This is a genomic window from Candidatus Poriferisodalis sp., assembly GCF_965208555.1.
Lineage (GTDB): Bacteria > Actinomycetota > Acidimicrobiia > Acidimicrobiales > Poriferisodalaceae > Poriferisodalis.
The window spans coordinates 103024-118509 of the sequence record NZ_OZ242342.1; the positions used below are offsets into that span (position 1 = coordinate 103024).

A 15486-nucleotide genomic window follows, 5' to 3' on the forward strand; every position below is an offset into this window, starting at 1 on the left:
CGGTCAGACCCAGGCGTCGGCTCGCTCGCGGTTGGAGGGGTTGCGCATCGGCAGCTCGTTGTGCCAGACGCCCTCGTGCTCGCGCAGCGCAGCCGCCACCGCGCCGGCTGTCGGCACCAGCCCGATCTCGCCGACGCCCTTGATGCCGTAGGGAGCACCGGGCTGCGGCGATTCCACCAAAATCACGTCGACGTCGGGCATGTCCTTGGGCCGGATGATCGCAAGGCTGCGCAGCGTGGAGTTGAGGGGTCGCCCGTCGGCGTCGGCCGGAAAGCCCTCGCTGAGCGCATACCCCAAGCCCATATGCACGCTGCCCTCGATCTGGCCTTCGCACAAGATCGGGTTCACGGCCCGTCCCACGTCGTGGGCTGCGATGACCCGCTCGACGTTGCCCGTGTCAGGGTCAAGGATCACGACCTGGGCGGCGTAACCGAACGTGGAGTGGATGACCGGGTTCTCAAGGCCTTCCGACAGCGAGTTGGTCCAGTCCACCCGGTACTCGCCCTCGTAGTCCACTTCCGACTTGCAGCCGTCGGCCAGCGCCGCACGGCAGGCGTCTGCCACCGCACCCGCACCCATCAACGTGCCCCGGCTGCCGGTGGTCTGGCCGGCACCCAGCTCACGGGTGGAGTCCACGATCACCCTCACCGCTTCGGGGTCGACGCCCAGTTCCTCCACGGCCACCTGCAACGCCACGGTGTGCACGCCCTGGCCCATCTCGGTCCAGCAGTGGCGGACCTCCACCGTGCCGTCAGCGCAGAAGCGCACGATCGCCTTGGCGATCTCCTTGAAGCCGTTGCCCAGACCCGAGTTTTTCAGCCCGAGCCCGATGCCGACGGGCTTGCCGGCAGCACGGGCAGCCTCGTAGGGCTCGCGCACCGCATCGAGGCAGGCTTGGGCGCCGAGACAGCCATCATCCATGATCTGGCCCGGTCCCCACACTCCCCCGGGCACCACCACGTTGCGCTGGCGCATCTCGAAGCCACTGATGCCCACCGCTTCGGCCAACCGGTCCATCACGCCTTCCATGGCGAACTGGGCCTGATTGGCGCCGAATCCCCGGAACGCACCGCAGACGGGGTTGTTGGTGCGCACTGCCACCGACTCGACGTCGACGGCTGGCACCAAGTACGGGCCCGTGGCGTGACCCGCCGACCGTTCCAGCACTTTCATGCCCACCGAGGCGTACGGGCCCGAGTCGCCGAACATGCGTGCCCGCACGGCAGTGAGCTTGCCGCCGGCGTCACAGCCCACTTCGTAGGTCATGCGGATCGGGTGCCGCTTCGGGTGCATCAGCAGCGATTCCTCACGCGACAGCGTGATGCGCACTGGTCTGCCGGTCAGCCACGCCGCAAGCGCGGTATGCGCCTGATTGGACATGTCCTCCTTGCCACCGAATGCGCCGCCGTTGGACACCAGCTCGGTAGTGACCACCGATGGGTCGAGCGCCAGCACCGCCGCAATGTCGTTGCGGTCGTCCCAGATGCCCTGCCCGCCGGTGTAGACGTGCAGCCCGGCGGGAAGCCCGTTGGCAGGCGTGGGCACGGCCAGGGTCGACTCGGGTTCGAGGTAGGCGTGCTCGATGCGCTGCGTCTGGAAGGTCTCGGTCACCACATGTGCAGAGCCGGCCAGCTCAGCATTGACATCCCCACGGGAGTACGTCGAGCGAGACAGGATGTTGCCGTCGAGCTCCCACACAGCATCGACATCGCTGTCCTTCACCCGCACTGGGTCGGTCATGGGCTCGAGGACGTCGTAGGACACCTCGATCAGCTCGGCGGCCCGTCTGGCAGCGGGACGGTTGTCGGCCACGACGATCGCCAGCACATCGCCGAGGTACGACGTGCGCCCGCCGACCGGGATCATGACCGGCCAATCCTTGTGAATGAGGCCCACTCGCAAGACGCCGGGGATGTCGGCGGCGGTGAACACTGCCTGCACGCCGGGCACTGCCTCGGCTGCGCTCACGTCGATTGCCAGCACATCGGCACGGGCGTGATCGGCGAAGCGCAGGGCGCCGTGCAGCATCCCGTCCGGATACATGTCGTCGATGTAGGGGCGGCTGCCCAGCGTGAGCTCGCGGGCCTCGTAGCGCACGCCCGAGCTGCCGACGCCCTTGGGCGGCAGCGCCACCGGCACCTCCCCGGCCGCCAGCGACTCCACAGCGTCGAGAATCTTGGTGTAGCCAGTGCAGCGGCACAGGTGGCCGCCCAGGTGCCGGCTGGCTTCCTCCCGGGTCAGCGCCGAGCCTTTGCGATCCAGAAGGGCCTTCAGCCGCACCACGATGCCGGGGGTGCAGAATCCGCACTGCAGCGCGCCGTAGGCCGCGAACGTGTTCGCCATCGCGTCCACTTCGGCCTCGTCGAAGCCTTCAACGGTGGTGATCTCGGTGCCGGCTGAGCGCTCCAGGCTGGTCTGGCAGGCCACCCGGGCCTTGCCGTCCACCAGCACCGTGCAGCAGCCGCATTGGCCCGACGGAGCGCAGCCGTCCTTGGGCGAGATGATCCCCAGCTCATCTCGCAGCGCCGCCAGCAGATGCTCATGATCGCTGGAGACCGTGACCGGCGAGCCGTTCAGCACGAACTCGGTCGTCATCGACATCCTCGTCTCTGGGACCACAGAGTTCTCTTGGTCCCCTCCCCGCAGGCCATTGTCGCACCGCTGCACGGCCATTCACACCACCAACGCTCTGTGCTGGCTGTGGCGGCGGCTATGGCGGCGGGATGACGCCCTTCTGCTGACCGATCAGCTGGTAGGTCTCAGGCCGCCGGTAACGGCTGAAGTCGAACAGCGTGTCCTTGTACTGGGAGCACCAGTCCAGATCGCACTGGGCGGTGATGAGCTCATCGCCGTCGGTGACGGCCTGGGCCACGATCTGGCCGGACGGTGCGATCACCGCCGAGTGCGCCAGCGATTCCACGCCCTCCTCGGTGCCGCCCTTGGCTACACCGATCACCCAGGTGCCGTTCTGGTAGGCGCCCGCCTGCATCACGAGGTGATTGTGAAACGCCTGCAGCGGATCCTGGACCGGATCCGGCGCATAGTGCAGCGGCGTGTTGTAGCCGATGAAGATCATCTCGACGCCCTGCAGGCCCATGACGCGGTAGGTCTCGGGCCAGCGCCGGTCGTTGCACAGCGCGATGCCCATGACGCCGCCGAAGGCGCGCCACACGCTGAAGCCCTCCGTGGATTCCTCGAAGTAGCGACGCTCGAGGTGCTGGAACGGCCGCTGCGGCTCGTGCTCCTCGTGACCGGGGATGTGCACCTTGCGGTACTTGGCGACGAGGCTGCCGCTGCGATCGACGAGGATGGCCGTGTTGTAGCGGTGCCCGTCGGGTGTCAGCTCGGCGTATCCCAGGTGGAAGCCGATGCCGAGGCGCTTGGCCTCGTCGAACAGCGGCTGTGTCTGCGCCGACGGCATCTCGGTCTCGAAGTACGACAGCAGCTCGGGGGAGTCGTCGGGGAAGTACCAGCGGGGGAAGAACGTGGTGAGCGCCAGTTCCGGGAACACCACCACCTCGCAACCCCGGTCTGCTCCCTGGTGCAGCAACGCGATCAGCCGCTCGACGACCTTGGCACGGGTCTCATAGCGTGCGATGGGCCCGAGCTGCGCGGCGCCGACCGTGAGCGGTCTCATGCGGCCGTCCCGCCGCTCGCAGCATCTGGGCCGCCGGAGAATGCACCGTCGATGTCGCCGCTGGCGAGGCGCCAGACGACGTCAGCGAGCAGGTTCGCTCCCGCCTCGATGTCCTCGGCAGAGGTGTACTCGGCCGGGTTGTGGCTGACCCCGTCGAAGCTGGGCACGAAGATCATCGCTGTCGGGCACACACGGGCCAGCATCTGAGCATCGTGGCCCGCGCCAGACGGCATCCGGCGATGGCTCAGGCCCGCTTCCGCGGCGCAGCGTTCGACCAGATCGATGACTGCGGAATGGAACTCGACCGGCTCGAAACGGGCGGTGCGTCGCATGGCGGCGTCGAGGTGCTCGCCCTCGGCGATGCGGCTGACGATCTCGTCGAGGCGAGCCTCCGCGTGCTGCAGCATCGGTTCGGAGGTGTTGCGAAGGTCCACCGTCATCACCGCCGAGCCGGCGATGACATTGACCAGGTTCGGCACCAGCGAGATCGAGCCGACCGTGCCGACCTGCGAATCTCCGATGTTGTGCGCCAGCTCGCGCACCTCGCCGGCGATGCGGCATGCGGCCAGCCCTGCGTCGCGCCGCAGCGGCATCGGCGTCGTGCCGGCATGGTTGGACTGGCCGCTCAGCGTGACCTCGGTCCACGAGATGCCCTGGACGCCTTCCACCACGCCGATCTGCGTCTCGTGGAACTCCAGCACCGGACCCTGCTCGATATGCAGCTCCATGTAGGCGTAAGGCACGGTTCCGGGCACGGGGGCGGGGCCGCGATAGCCGATGCGATCCAACTCGTCGCCGACGGAGATGCCGTCGCGGTCGGTGATCTCCAACGCTTCCTCGAGCGCCATGCCCCCGACGTAGGCGAGGCTGCCCAGCATGTCGGGCGCGAACCGGCTGCCTTCCTCGTCGGTGAAGTAGGCCACCGACAGGGGCCGGGCGGGCGTCTGGCCGCTGGCCAGCACCGACTCGATGACCTCCAAGCCGGCGAGCACACCGAGATTGCCGTCGTAGCGACCGCCGGTGGCGACCGTGTCGATGTGGCTGCCCATCATCACCGATTCGGCGACCCTGCCGGGCTCCGTGCAGGCGACCACGTTCCCGAGCCCGTCGACGGTGATTTCCAGCCCCAGATCGGCCATCCACGTGCCGACCAGGTCGCGCCCGTCCCGGTCCTCGTCGGTGAGCGCGAGGCGGCAGTTGCCCTGCGTTCCCTCGATGGCACCGATCTGCGCCAGCTCGTCGAGGCGCCCCATCAGGCGCGCCCCGTCGATGCGCGGTGCCCCCCCTGAAGATGCGCTCATTGGCTCATTCTCTCATCGCACGGTGCTGAACCCGCATCACGGCCCGTCTACACGAAGGTGGCAGCGACCTCGTCGTTGAGCTCGTTGATCATCTCATCCCACAGCCGGGGCAGGCCTCTCAGCGAGTCCCAGAAGGCCTGGTCGCGGCGTGCCTCGAAATCCTCCAGCGGGACCCCCTGCTGCTCGACCCAGGTGTAGTAGCCGAGGTTGAAGATCCGGTCCCGGCCCCGGTCCGACAGCACTTCAATATGGGGGGCATCGTCGCTGCGGGCATCAGGAGCGAGATGGCGTTCGATGATGCCCCTGGCGGTGCCTGCATCGAAGCTGTCCGGATAGCGCTCCGCAAGGTGCCGCTCCCGCTCGGAGTAGTACATCTCGAACCCGTCGGTGGCGACGGTCATCACCACGTCATCAGCGCCGAGGCCCAGCTCGTTGGCGGCCCGGGCTGCGGCCAGGGTGTTGCAGATCGACGAGTAACCGAAGTGCCCAAGCTCGTCCAGCACCCATGAAGCGGCCCCGAGGTGCTCGCGCAGCGCATCGCGCCCGGGCTCGGTGTTGAACACCAGCCCGAGGCCGTCCGTCGCACGGTCGCTGACGCCGACGATGACATCGGTGTTCATGACGTTGTGGATCAGCGGGATGTGCTTGTCGCCGATGCCCTGAATGTTGTGCTCGCCGTAGCCGTTGTAGAGCATGGTCGGGCACTCCAGCGCCTCCACCGCGACGATCTGCGCGCCGTGAGCGTCCTTGAGCTGGTCACCGGCGCCGAGCGTGCCGGCCGAGCCGCTGGCTGCCACGAATGCGGCCAGGTTCGGCTCGGAGCCCGTGGCTGCACGTTGGCGCAGGTGTTCGAACACGGCCAGGAGCGCCGCTCCGGTCACCTCGTAGTGCCCGATGTGATTCGAGAACTCGCTGAACTGGTTCAGGATGAAGTTCGCCGGGTCCAAAGACAGCTCTGCGCAGGCGTCGTAGATCTCCTTGACATTGCTCTCCGAGCCGGGCGTGCGGATGACGTCGGTGGGGCCGGCCACCCAGCGGGCCAGCCATTCGAAACGCTCGCGGCTCATGTTCTCGGGCAGCACGGCCACGCCGCGGCACGCCATGATGCGGCTGATGGCCACGCCGCCGCGGGCGTAGTTGCCGGTGGACGGCCACACTGCCCGGTGCCGGGTGGGGTCGAATTGCCCGGAGACCACCCGGGGCGCGAGGCAGGAGTACGCGGCGAGCACCTTGTGGGCGCCGATCATCGGGAAGCGGTTGCCGAACAGCACCACCACCTGTGCGTCGGTGCCGGTCAGCTCGCTCGGCAGCACGACATGCTCGGGAACCTCAGTCCGGCCCCCGGCGCCGTCGTTGAACCAATGCACCCGGAACAGGTTCAGAGGATCGGCGAAGTCAGGGTCGACATCGGCGAGGGCGCTGTCGATGTCGGGATCGATCAACGAGGGGTCGGCCAGCTCGGCGAAGGTCGGCAAGCGGATGCCCTGCTCCCGGAACCGCTCGACAACGTGAGCGCGTCCATCAGAGTCGGTGACGTCGGTGGCGAGCTGGGCTGCGTAGCTGGCGGGAAACGCAACTGCGGTCCCATTCGACCCAGTTGACTCAGGTGACACAGTGTGGTCGGCCATACCCAGCCGAGGCTATGTTCCGCGAAGCGCTCCGGATGCCCGCGGCACGGGTATCGGGGACAGATGGGAGGCCTGCAATCCATGGCGGCAGATCGATGACATCGACACGGAATGCGCTGTACCTGCAGGATGCCCACACCATCACCGAGGCGGTGGGCTTCACGCAGTACGCCGAGGAACACGGATTCGAGGCCGTCTGGCAGGCCGATTCACGGCTGGTGCGCGAGGCCAGCGTGCCCATGGCCGCGTTCGCGGCCACAACGTCTCGCATCAAGGTGGGTGCCGGCGTCATCGACATCTGGTCGCGCAACGCGGCTCGATTGGCGTCGATGTTCTCGACGCTTGACGATCTCGCTCCAGGCCGCATCATCTGCGGGCTGGGCGCGTGGTGGGATCCGCTGGCGGCGAAGGTCGGCATCAGCCGGGCCCGGCCGCTCGGCGCGATGCGCGAGGTCACCGCCGTCGTGCGGGCATTGCTCGCCAACGAGAACGTCACGTTCCACGGCGAGCATGTGCACCTCGACGATGTCGAGCTGGACTACGTGTACCAGGAGCGACGGCCGAAGGACGTGCCCATCTACATCGGCGCCACCGGCATGAAGATGATGGAGCTGACCGGCGAGATCGCCGACGGCGTCGTGCTCAACTACCTCGTCTCGCCCGACTACAACAGCCGTGCCATGGAGGCGCTGGAGCGGGGTGCTGCGAAGGCAGGCCGCAGTGTGGACGACCTGGACCGGCCCCAGCTCGTGGTGTGCTCGGTACACGAGGACCGTGCGACGGCGCTGGACATGGCCCGCAACATGGTCACCCAGTACTTGGGTCAGCAGCCGCACATCATGAAAGCCTCAGGCGTGCCGGACTCGCTGCTCGAAGACGTCGGCAAGGTGCTGACGTGGCCGGCGACGGCTGAGCAGGTCGAGGCCGCGTCACGGCTGGTGCCCGACGACATCGTGCAGATGCTCACCGCATCGGGCACGCCCGCGGAGGCCCGCGAGGCGGTCGACGGCTATCTGGCCAACGGCGCCACCTGCCCGATCCTGTACCCGCTCGGCGATGTGCACGCGATGATCGACGCCTTCGCCGTCTGAGTGCGCGGCGGGTGACGGTCTAGTAGCCCAATTCGGTGGCGGCGCGCTCGAGCGCCACGGTGACCGACCAGTGCGTGCGGGCGAGCCGCAGATCGTCGTTCGAACCGTCGGCATACAGCCCCGCGGCGCTCATCCAGAACGCGGCTGAGCGCATTGCATAGAGCAGCTGGTAGTAGGCACAGCGCTCCTCGTCGATCTCGATGCCCGTGGCCTGCTGGTACCGCTCGAAGAACAGCTCCCGGGGCACCACGTTCGACAACAGATCGGTGCCTTCCCGGTTGAGCTCGGTGAGCACGTAGGCCACGTCGTACATCGGGTCGCCGATGACCTGCAGCTCCCAGTCCAAGATCGCTGACACCTGGTCGCCGTCGATCAGCACGTTGCCGGTGCGATACGCGCCGTGCACCAGCGTCAGCCGGTCGACGGGCGGCGCGTGGTGCCGGAGCCAGCCGATCACGTCGATGAGGATCGGGTGGACCTCGTGGCCGGAGGCATCAATGAGGCTGTGCCACTTGTCGATCTCGCGATGAGCGAAGTCGTTGCCGTCCTCGGGCACGCCGAGGAAGTCCAGCCCTGCAGACCGCCAGTCGACGTTGTGCACTGCGGCAAGTGCGTCGGTGAAGCTGGCCGGCAGGACGCCTCGCGCCGCCGCAGCCGCGTAGAACTCCCGGCCGGCGCGCCGCCACGGGCTCGGGCACACGCCGGGCACTCGCTCCATGATCAACGCAGGCGCGCCCAGCACGGCAGGATCGGGTTCGTGCCAGTGAGCACGCGGGGCGGGCACATCGGTGCCCTCCAGGCACTCCAGCACCCGGAACTGCTCGCCGAGGTCGGACTTGTCTCGCAGCAGGGCGTTGCCGGGATCGCGTCGCAGGCACAGTCCCAGGCGCTGCTCGCTGCCGCCCTGCGACCAGACAGCGTCGAACAGCCAGGTCTCGTGGGACCACCCGACGGCAATGCGCTCCATGTCGCAGATCTCGACGGCGCTCGTCGTGGCGAGTCGCTCAGCCAAGTAGTCGCTGAGAACCGATGCCAACTCGGCTCGATCTGCCGGTGTCGTATCGGCCATGCTCACCGGGCGATGTCCATGCGCCGATCGATGTCGCGGCGCAGCACCGAACGGATCGCGTCGAGCGCTGCGGCCGCTGCAGGACGTTCGGGACCCCAGCGATAGAGCGCCTCCACCATGGGTCCCAGCGACATCACACCCGGGTCGTCCTGCAGCCGGGCCAGTGCCGAGCGAACCTCCTCAGGAGCTGCCTGCGACTGCGAAGCACCATCGATGTCGGCGATCTCACCCAGGCCTGAGGCCAGCTCGGCGAGGTCGGCGGCTTCGGCAGTCCGGTGACGCTCCCCGAGAGCCGCCTCGCGAGCGAGTCGTTCCAAGATCACCGCGGCCATGTGAGCCTGCGTGCGCAGGTACTCGCCGTCGACTGCCGGTGCGATCTCGCGACGCAGCCCTTCGGCGAGGCGCCCCAGCAGCTCATGGCTCTCGAAGCTCATCTGCGACTGCCGATCGACCAATCGCCGCTGCGCTTGGCGGCGGCGAAGCGATGAGTGGGCCACATGTCCTGGTCCTCGCCCCACCAGGTTCCCGCTCCGCCGACTTCCCAACGAATGAGGCTGTTGATGTCAATGAAGCTGTGGCGATTGATGACGATGCGGCTCACCGGATGTCCTACCGCCTCGAAGCGCTCGCCGGCGGCGTCGACCGCGTCGATCCGGATCGCGGCGATCCAGCCGTCGGCGGAGCGCCGCACACTCCGTTTACCGCCGACCAGCGTGACCTGGGTGTCGCCGCGTTGGACGAACCCGTAGGCCACTCGGTCTTCGCCGTCGCGTGCGTTCGTCACTGCCAGGAAGCCCGATCCGCCCTCGCCGGCGCCGGTCACGTAGGCGGCTTGACGGGGCCGGTCCTCAGGGCGGCGTCCCCACGTGCGGTCCCGCATGGACCAGCAGTCGATGCCGATGCGCTCGCCGTTCACCTCGATGCTGCCCGTGACGTGACCGATCTGATCGAAGTGTGCCGAGTGGCCGAACGTCGAATCGCCTGCTGTCAGCGGCCGCGGCGGCAGCACCGCTTCGAACCGGAGATCTGCGATGAGACGGCCCGGATCGTCGTAGCCCAGGCGGTAGCTCATAGTGGGCACTTCGACCTCGATGCTGATTCCGTTCGGCAACGTGGCGTCACGCAGGTCCAGCTCGGGCGGCAACGCCAGGGCCGTGAGATTCGAGCTGTAGAGCACCTCCCACGGCAGATGGGCCGTGTCGTCCCACACCCACGCGCCGCCGGCGATGGTGCCGATGTTGTGGCGAGCCATCGTGTAGAGCCACCCACCGAGCTTCCTCTCGGCGTGGTGGAACGAGAACCACGCCGTCTCGGTGAACCACCAGTCGTCGCCTCGCAGGTGGTCATGAAAGCCGTCGTCGGCCGCGGTGAACATCGGGGTGCTGCCGGATGCCTGGCTCACGGGGCGCAGCGTAGGCCCGTGCGTATCGCCGATACTGATGCCGTGGCCACTGTGCAAGGACTCGACCACATCGTCCTCAACGTGGCCGACGCCGAGCGGTCGCTGGCGTGGTACCGGGACCGGCTGGGCCTGACGCCGGTCCGCTACGCCGAGTGGAAATCGGGTGAGGCACCGTTCGTCTCGGCACGCATCGACGACAGCACGATCATCGACTTGGTGGAGACCGAACGAAGCGGCGAGAATCTCGGGCACTTCGCCCTGTGGGTCACCGGAGACGTCGAGCAGATCATCTCGCATCCCGACGTCGAAGTCGTCCGGCGCTCGCCGCGGGTGTACGGAGCACGCGGCTGGGGTTCGGCTGTCTACGTCCACGACCCAGACGGCAACGAGGTCGAACTCCGCACCTACGACCTCATGTGAGCTCTTGTGGTGAGTAACAGTAGATTTCAATAAATTCAATTGCTTTTCGTGAGCACACATGCTGGCATGCAGGCATGGATTCGACGCACGCCTGCCATCAACGATTTTGCTCGATCGGAGCGAGCAGATGACCGGCCCGCTCGGGTCGCTGCTGACCGCCAGCATCCCGACTCCGCTCGTCGTCGCGTGGTCGGTCCTCCTGCTGCTGCATTGCACCATGAGCCACCGTCGGCTGCTCAGACGCTGCCGTCGCTTGGCCAGCGAGGCTCGGGCCGACGCGGAGAGCCTCCGCCAGGAATTCAACGACTACAAACGCGAGATCGATGCCGAGGTCGCGCGAATGCGGGCCGAACTCGACGCCTACGGCGCGTGGAGCGAGGCGAACGACCGCTTCTTCCATCACGGTCTGGTGGCCGTCTCGCACCTGCTCGGTGCGCGAGCCTTGCCCGCCCGCCGTGCATGCGCCACGGTGCGAGCCGCCACGCGCGAGCGGCGTGACGCCGCGCCAGCATGGCGGCCCAGACCGAGCCGCTCCGCAGGCTCCGCTGCGACCTCGCCCCCGATGATGCGAATACCCCGCCGCACCTGTTCCTGAATCTGTCGCTGCCCCAGCGATCTTGGGGAGCGGCGGGGACTGCCGCCAACGCGTACTGTTCACGTATGGCCGAGCTCGCGCGTTTCACCTTGGACACCCCGGATGAAGAGATCGTCGAGGTCGTGCGCATCGACGGCGGCGCCATCATCGAGGACGCCATCGACATCGAGATGCTGAACCGGCTCGAGAACGAGCTGCGACCCTGGATCGATCGCACGCCGGGCGGTCTCGACAACTTCAGCGGCGCCAACACGACGCGAACCGGTGCCCTCGTGGCCCGATCGGCGGCATGCCGCGAGCTGGTGATGCACCCCAAGGTCATCGACATGGCCAACCGGTTTCTCAGCCCCTACACCAACAAGATCCAGCTGCACCTGACGCAGGTCATCAACATCAAGCCGGGCCAGGGAACCCAACCGCTGCACCGCGACCGCCTGGCATGGGGCGGCTACATCCCTGCCGAAATCGATCCGCAGTTCAACACGATGTGGGCTTTGACCGATTTCACGCCCGAGAACGGCGGGACGCGGATCGTTCCGGGCAGCCCCGGGTGGGACGAAGACCGCCGAGCCACCGACGACGAGAAGACCCAGGCCGCCATGGGCGCCGGCTCGGTACTGCTCTACTCGGGTTCGGTGATCCACGGGGGCGGCGAGAACTGCACCGACGCCGACCGCACCGGCATCAACATCACCTACACGCTGGGCTGGCTGCGCACCGAGGAGAACCAGTTCCTGTCGTGCCCGCCCGAGGTGGCCAAGGAACTGGATCCCGAGCTGGCGGACCTGATGGGCTACTCGATGGGCAACTACGCACTCGGCTATTACTCCGACCCCCACGACATGCCGGGGCCGGTCGACCTGCTCACGCCTGAGATGGTGCTGGGCCGCAAGCCCAGCTCCAAGCACTCCAACTCGGGACTCCTGGTCCCAGCGGAGTGAACCAGACGCTTCAGGATCGGCGCAATCGGGCGCTGGGCGCCGGCGCGCAGCTCTTCTACTCCGAGCCGCTGCACCTCGTGCGAGGCGACGGCGTGGAACTCTTCGACGCGGACGGCCGCCGCTACCTCGACCTGTACAACAACGTGCCCTGCGTGGGTCATGGCAACGCCCGCGTTGCCGAGGCAATGGCCGCCCAGCAGGCCACGCTGAACGTGCACAGCCGCTACCTCGACGAAGGCATCGTCAGCTTCGCCGAGCGCCTCGTGGGGCTGCACCATGACGGCATCGAGAGCGCCGTCATCAGCTGCACCGGCACCGAAGCCGTCGAGGTCGCGATGAACATGGCTCGCATTGCGACAGGCCGCCGCGGCGTCATCGCCACGAACGCCACCTACCACGGCAACAGCCAATCGGTGATCGCGCTGCGCGCCGCCGCGACACGACCCGACGAGTACCCCGATGTGGCCACATTCCCGTTCCCCCAACGACTCCGCCCGGTTCGGGCAGGTCTGGATGACCACGCACTGGCCGACGCCTATCTCGACGAGATTGCGGCAGCGATCCAGCGGCTGGAGTCGTCGGGTGCCGGCGTGGCTGCGCTCATCGTCTGCTCGATCCAAGCCAACGAGGGACTGCCGAACATTCCCGGCAACTTCATGGCCCAGGCAGCAGAGCTGGTGCGCACCGCCGGAGGTCTCGTCATTGCAGACGAGGTGCAGGCGGGCTACTGCCGGACCGGTCGCTGGTGGGGCTACGAAGTCACCGGCTTCGAGCCCGACATCGCCGTGATGGGCAAGCCCATGGGCAACGGCCTGCCGCTGGCGGCCACGGTCGCCAGCCGCAGTCTCGTCGAACGATTCCGCAGCGCGACCCGCTACTTCAATACGTACGCGGCGAGCCCGCTGCAGGCTGCCGTCGGGCACGCCGTCATCGACGAGATCGAAGAGCGGGACTTGGCCGCCAGCGTCGCCGAGCTCGGTCACGGCTTGAAGGCGGCATTGGTCGAACGGGCCGAGCGCTGCCCATGGATGGCCGATGTGCGAGGGCACGGCCTCTTCATCGGCGTGGAGATGGTGGAATCCGATGGCGAACTGGTTCCGGATCGCGCACGAGCGGTCGAGTTCACCGACAGGTTGAAAGACCGGGGCATCCTTGCTTCGCACGCCGGCGCGTTCGCCAACGTGCTGAAGGTCCGGCCCCCGCTGGTGCTGCAGCAGTCCCACGCAGAGGAATTCCTGGCTGCCTTCGACGCGGTGATCGCCGACTTCGATGGATGAGCGCTGGCTCGGCGCGGCGCACGAAGCGCTCGATGCCTTCGGCGTGGAAGCGTCACGCCTCGAGCTGATCGGAGTGAGCGAGAACATCACGTTCCAGGCTGTCGAAGCCCGTTCACGGCAGGCCTACGTGCTGCGGCTGCACCGGCCGGGCTATCACACCGCAGAAGAGCTCGACTCCGAGCGGGTCTGGCTGGCCGCGCTGCGCGACGCTGGCATCTGCGTGCCCACTCCTGTCAGCGCCCCAGACGGTCGCTACTTCGTGCCAGTGGAGATCAGGTCGAGCGAGATCCGCAACGCCGGGATGAATCTGTGGGCTGACGGAGAAATCGTGGGCGTGCTGCTGACACAGCCCGGCGGTACGAACGAAGCACTTGCTGAGACCTCCGAGCCCTTCGGCCAGCTCGGCGGCTTGATGGCAGCAATGCACAACCAGGCGACAGCCTGGACGCCACCGCCGTCGTTCCGGCGTCACCGATTGGATACGGATGGCCTGCTCGGAGACGCACCCTTTTGGGGGCCGTTCTGGGAACATCCCAAACTGACTGCCGACGAACACAGCCTGCTGGTGCAAACCCGAGACGCCTGCCGGACGAAGCTGACCCAGTACGGCGAGCCAGCGCGCACGTTCAGCATGATCCATGCCGACCTGCACCTGGCGAATCTGCTGGTTTCGGACGGGCAGCTCGCCGTCATCGACTTCGACGACGCCGGATTCGGCTGGCACCAGTACGACATCGCGGTGGCCATGTACCACTCGCGAGCGGCGCCCGACTTCGACGAGGCCGCAACCGCATTCTTGCGCGCCTATCGATCCGTTCGTCCCATTAGCGATGACGACCTCAGCCTGGTGCCGATGTTCGAGCTGATCCGGGGCATGGCCATCATCGGCTGGAAGGCGCAGCGGCCCGAAGTGGAATGGCCTGACGGCCAATTCGAGCTGCTGCTGAGCGGAGTTCTCGGCGGCTGCCGACGCTTCCTGGAGGGGTGCCGTGTGGGAGATCACTGAGCCGGACCTGGCACCGATTGCATTGGGCGCAGCGGTGCTGGGCACCGGCGGCGGTGGCAATCCCTACCTCGGGCGGCTGCGGGTGCTGCAGGTGATGCGGTCTGGCGGCCGGGTGCAGGTGATCGAACCCGATGAGATCGCCGACGACGACCTGCTGGTTGCCGTGGGCGGCATGGGCTCGCCGATGGTGAGCCACGAGAAGTTGGCCGGCGGCGACGAGGAGACTGTGGCCGCCCGAGCTCTGGAACAGCACCTCGGCCGCAAGTTCGATGCCATCGCGCCGTTCGAGATGGGCGGCAGCAATTCGATGGTGCCGATGGTCGTGGCTGCTGACATGGGCATCCCCATCGTCAACGGCGACGGCATGGGGCGGGCGTTCCCCGAGCTGCAGATGATCACCTATCTCATCTATGGCGGCAGTCCCTACCCCGCTGCCATTGCCGACGAGCGGGGCAGCCAAGTGGTCATCGCCGAGGTGCCCGATGCCAAGTGGCTCGAGCGCATCGCAAGAGCGGCCACCGTCGAGATGGGCGCGCACAGCGGCCTGGCGTCCGCCGTAATGGACGGGGCGTACTGCCGGCGTTCCATCATTCCCAACACGCTGCGTCTGGCGAGCGAGATCGGGCACGCGGTGCATCGGGCTCGTGAGGTCAAGGATGATCCGACCGAGGCGATCCTGGGTGTCGCAGGAGGGATGCGCTACCTGCGCGGCAAGGTGACCGATGTGCACCGGCGCAACGCGGCCGGCTTCGCACGCGGTCAGATGACCGTGGCTGGTCTCGAAGACGACGCCGGTCGCACCATCCGCATCGACTTCCAGAACGAGAACTTGGCGATCTACGAAGACGATCAGCCGACGGTGATGGTGCCCGATCTCATCACGTTGGTCACAACGGACACCGGTGAGCCGATCACCACGGAGCTGTTGCGCTTCGGCGTGCGCGCCGATGTTCTGGTGCTTCCGGCGCCTGACCTGTTGCGGACTCCCGAGGCGCTGGCCGTCGTCGGACCGCACGCCTTCGGCATCGACGCCGAGTATCAACCTGCTGTCTAGTGCGAGCGCCGAAGCTTCGCCGGCGCTCACCCGAAAAGGCGCCGAAGCTTCGCCGGCGCTCGCAG

Annotated in this window: 14 protein-coding genes; 7 read left to right on the forward strand and 7 right to left on the reverse strand. The window is 67.4% G+C overall.

Going from position 1 to position 15486, the window contains the following annotated elements; genetic code table 11:
• Positions 1–3 precede the first annotated feature (3 nt).
• The 4 genes from ACOGXE_RS00775 to ACOGXE_RS00790 all read right to left on the reverse strand — a co-directional run bounded on the left by ACOGXE_RS00775 (position 4) and on the right by ACOGXE_RS00790 (position 6566).
• The gene (locus ACOGXE_RS00775; RefSeq protein WP_419932059.1) at positions 4–2595 is read right to left on the reverse strand and encodes a molybdopterin cofactor-binding domain-containing protein; all 2592 of its coding nucleotides are present in this window, start codon (positions 2593–2595) and stop codon (positions 4–6) included.
• Positions 2596–2710: 115 nt separating this feature from the next.
• Positions 2711–3637: an N-carbamoyl-D-amino-acid hydrolase gene (locus ACOGXE_RS00780; RefSeq protein ID WP_419864877.1), complete on the reverse strand. Its 927-nt coding sequence runs from the start codon at positions 3635–3637 to the stop codon at positions 2711–2713.
• Entirely contained in the window at positions 3634–4938 is a 1305-nt protein-coding gene (locus ACOGXE_RS00785; protein ID WP_419932060.1) for a Zn-dependent hydrolase, read from the reverse strand. The genes ACOGXE_RS00780 and ACOGXE_RS00785 overlap by 4 nt, the downstream gene beginning before the upstream one ends.
• Positions 4939–4985: 47 nt before the next feature.
• Positions 4986–6566: a pyridoxal-phosphate dependent enzyme gene (locus ACOGXE_RS00790; protein ID WP_419932061.1), complete on the reverse strand. Its 1581-nt coding sequence runs from the start codon at positions 6564–6566 to the stop codon at positions 4986–4988.
• Positions 6567–6661: 95 nt separating this feature from the next.
• On the opposite strand from ACOGXE_RS00790, the gene ACOGXE_RS00795 reads away from it, so the two are divergent.
• Entirely contained in the window at positions 6662–7657 is a 996-nt protein-coding gene (locus tag ACOGXE_RS00795) for an LLM class flavin-dependent oxidoreductase (protein ID WP_419864880.1), read from the forward strand.
• Positions 7658–7676: 19 nt separating this feature from the next.
• Here the strand turns inward: ACOGXE_RS00795 and ACOGXE_RS00800 are convergent, their stop codons facing one another.
• The 3 genes from ACOGXE_RS00800 to ACOGXE_RS00810 are packed head-to-tail and all read right to left on the reverse strand — an operon-like array spanning position 7677 to position 10128.
• Positions 7677–8726: a phosphotransferase family protein gene (locus ACOGXE_RS00800; protein WP_419933456.1), complete on the reverse strand. Its 1050-nt coding sequence runs from the start codon at positions 8724–8726 to the stop codon at positions 7677–7679.
• A gap of 2 nt (positions 8727–8728) precedes the next feature.
• Positions 8729–9160 (reverse strand): hypothetical protein, encoded by a 432-nt coding sequence (locus tag ACOGXE_RS00805; protein WP_419932062.1) that lies wholly within the window; start codon positions 9158–9160, stop codon positions 8729–8731.
• Complete coding sequence (locus ACOGXE_RS00810; RefSeq protein ID WP_419932063.1) at positions 9157–10128, reverse strand: DUF7065 domain-containing protein; 972 nt, start codon at positions 10126–10128, stop codon at positions 9157–9159. Before ACOGXE_RS00810 ends, ACOGXE_RS00805 begins: the two co-directional genes overlap by 4 nt.
• A gap of 18 nt (positions 10129–10146) precedes the next feature.
• Here ACOGXE_RS00810 and ACOGXE_RS00815 point away from each other — a divergent pair, with 18 nt between their 5' ends.
• The 6 genes from ACOGXE_RS00815 (at position 10147) to ACOGXE_RS00840 (ending at position 15421) form a co-directional block, all read left to right on the forward strand.
• A complete protein-coding gene (locus ACOGXE_RS00815; RefSeq protein WP_419932064.1) occupies positions 10147–10548 on the forward strand; it encodes a VOC family protein in 402 nt (133 codons plus the stop codon).
• A gap of 127 nt (positions 10549–10675) precedes the next feature.
• Positions 10676–11143 carry a hypothetical protein gene (locus tag ACOGXE_RS00820; RefSeq protein ID WP_419932065.1) on the forward strand — a complete coding sequence of 156 codons (468 nt, stop codon included), beginning with the start codon at positions 10676–10678 and terminating at the stop codon, positions 11141–11143.
• A 65-nt stretch (positions 11144–11208) separates the two neighbouring features.
• The gene (locus ACOGXE_RS00825) at positions 11209–12084 is read left to right on the forward strand and encodes a phytanoyl-CoA dioxygenase family protein (protein ID WP_419932066.1); all 876 of its coding nucleotides are present in this window, start codon (positions 11209–11211) and stop codon (positions 12082–12084) included.
• Positions 12081–13361: an aspartate aminotransferase family protein gene (locus ACOGXE_RS00830; protein ID WP_419932067.1), complete on the forward strand. Its 1281-nt coding sequence runs from the start codon at positions 12081–12083 to the stop codon at positions 13359–13361. The genes ACOGXE_RS00825 and ACOGXE_RS00830 overlap by 4 nt, the downstream gene beginning before the upstream one ends.
• On the forward strand, positions 13354–14367 hold the full coding sequence (locus tag ACOGXE_RS00835) for a phosphotransferase enzyme family protein (protein ID WP_419932068.1): 1014 nt from the start codon (positions 13354–13356) through the stop codon (positions 14365–14367). Before ACOGXE_RS00830 ends, ACOGXE_RS00835 begins: the two co-directional genes overlap by 8 nt.
• Complete coding sequence (locus tag ACOGXE_RS00840) at positions 14351–15421, forward strand: DUF917 domain-containing protein (protein ID WP_419932069.1); 1071 nt, start codon at positions 14351–14353, stop codon at positions 15419–15421. Before ACOGXE_RS00835 ends, ACOGXE_RS00840 begins: the two co-directional genes overlap by 17 nt.
• Positions 15422–15486: the final 65 nt, after the last annotated feature.

Coding starts and splice junctions, on each gene's coding strand:
- ACOGXE_RS00775 (WP_419932059.1), bottom strand. CDS start 2,595: ATGACGACCGAGTTCGTGCTGAACGGCTCGCCGGTCACGGTCTCCAGC.
- ACOGXE_RS00780 (WP_419864877.1), bottom strand. CDS start 3,637: ATGAGACCGCTCACGGTCGGCGCCGCGCAGCTCGGGCCCATCGCACGC.
- ACOGXE_RS00785 (WP_419932060.1), bottom strand. CDS start 4,938: ATGAGCGCATCTTCAGGGGGGGCACCGCGCATCGACGGGGCGCGCCTG.
- ACOGXE_RS00790 (WP_419932061.1), bottom strand. CDS start 6,566: ATGGCCGACCACACTGTGTCACCTGAGTCAACTGGGTCGAATGGGACC.
- ACOGXE_RS00795 (WP_419864880.1), top strand. CDS start 6,662: ATGACATCGACACGGAATGCGCTGTACCTGCAGGATGCCCACACCATC.
- ACOGXE_RS00800 (WP_419933456.1), bottom strand. CDS start 8,726: ATGGCCGATACGACACCGGCAGATCGAGCCGAGTTGGCATCGGTTCTC.
- ACOGXE_RS00805 (WP_419932062.1), bottom strand. CDS start 9,160: ATGAGCTTCGAGAGCCATGAGCTGCTGGGGCGCCTCGCCGAAGGGCTG.
- ACOGXE_RS00820 (WP_419932065.1), top strand. CDS start 10,676: ATGACCGGCCCGCTCGGGTCGCTGCTGACCGCCAGCATCCCGACTCCG.
- ACOGXE_RS00825 (WP_419932066.1), top strand. CDS start 11,209: ATGGCCGAGCTCGCGCGTTTCACCTTGGACACCCCGGATGAAGAGATC.
- ACOGXE_RS00835 (WP_419932068.1), top strand. CDS start 13,354: ATGGATGAGCGCTGGCTCGGCGCGGCGCACGAAGCGCTCGATGCCTTC.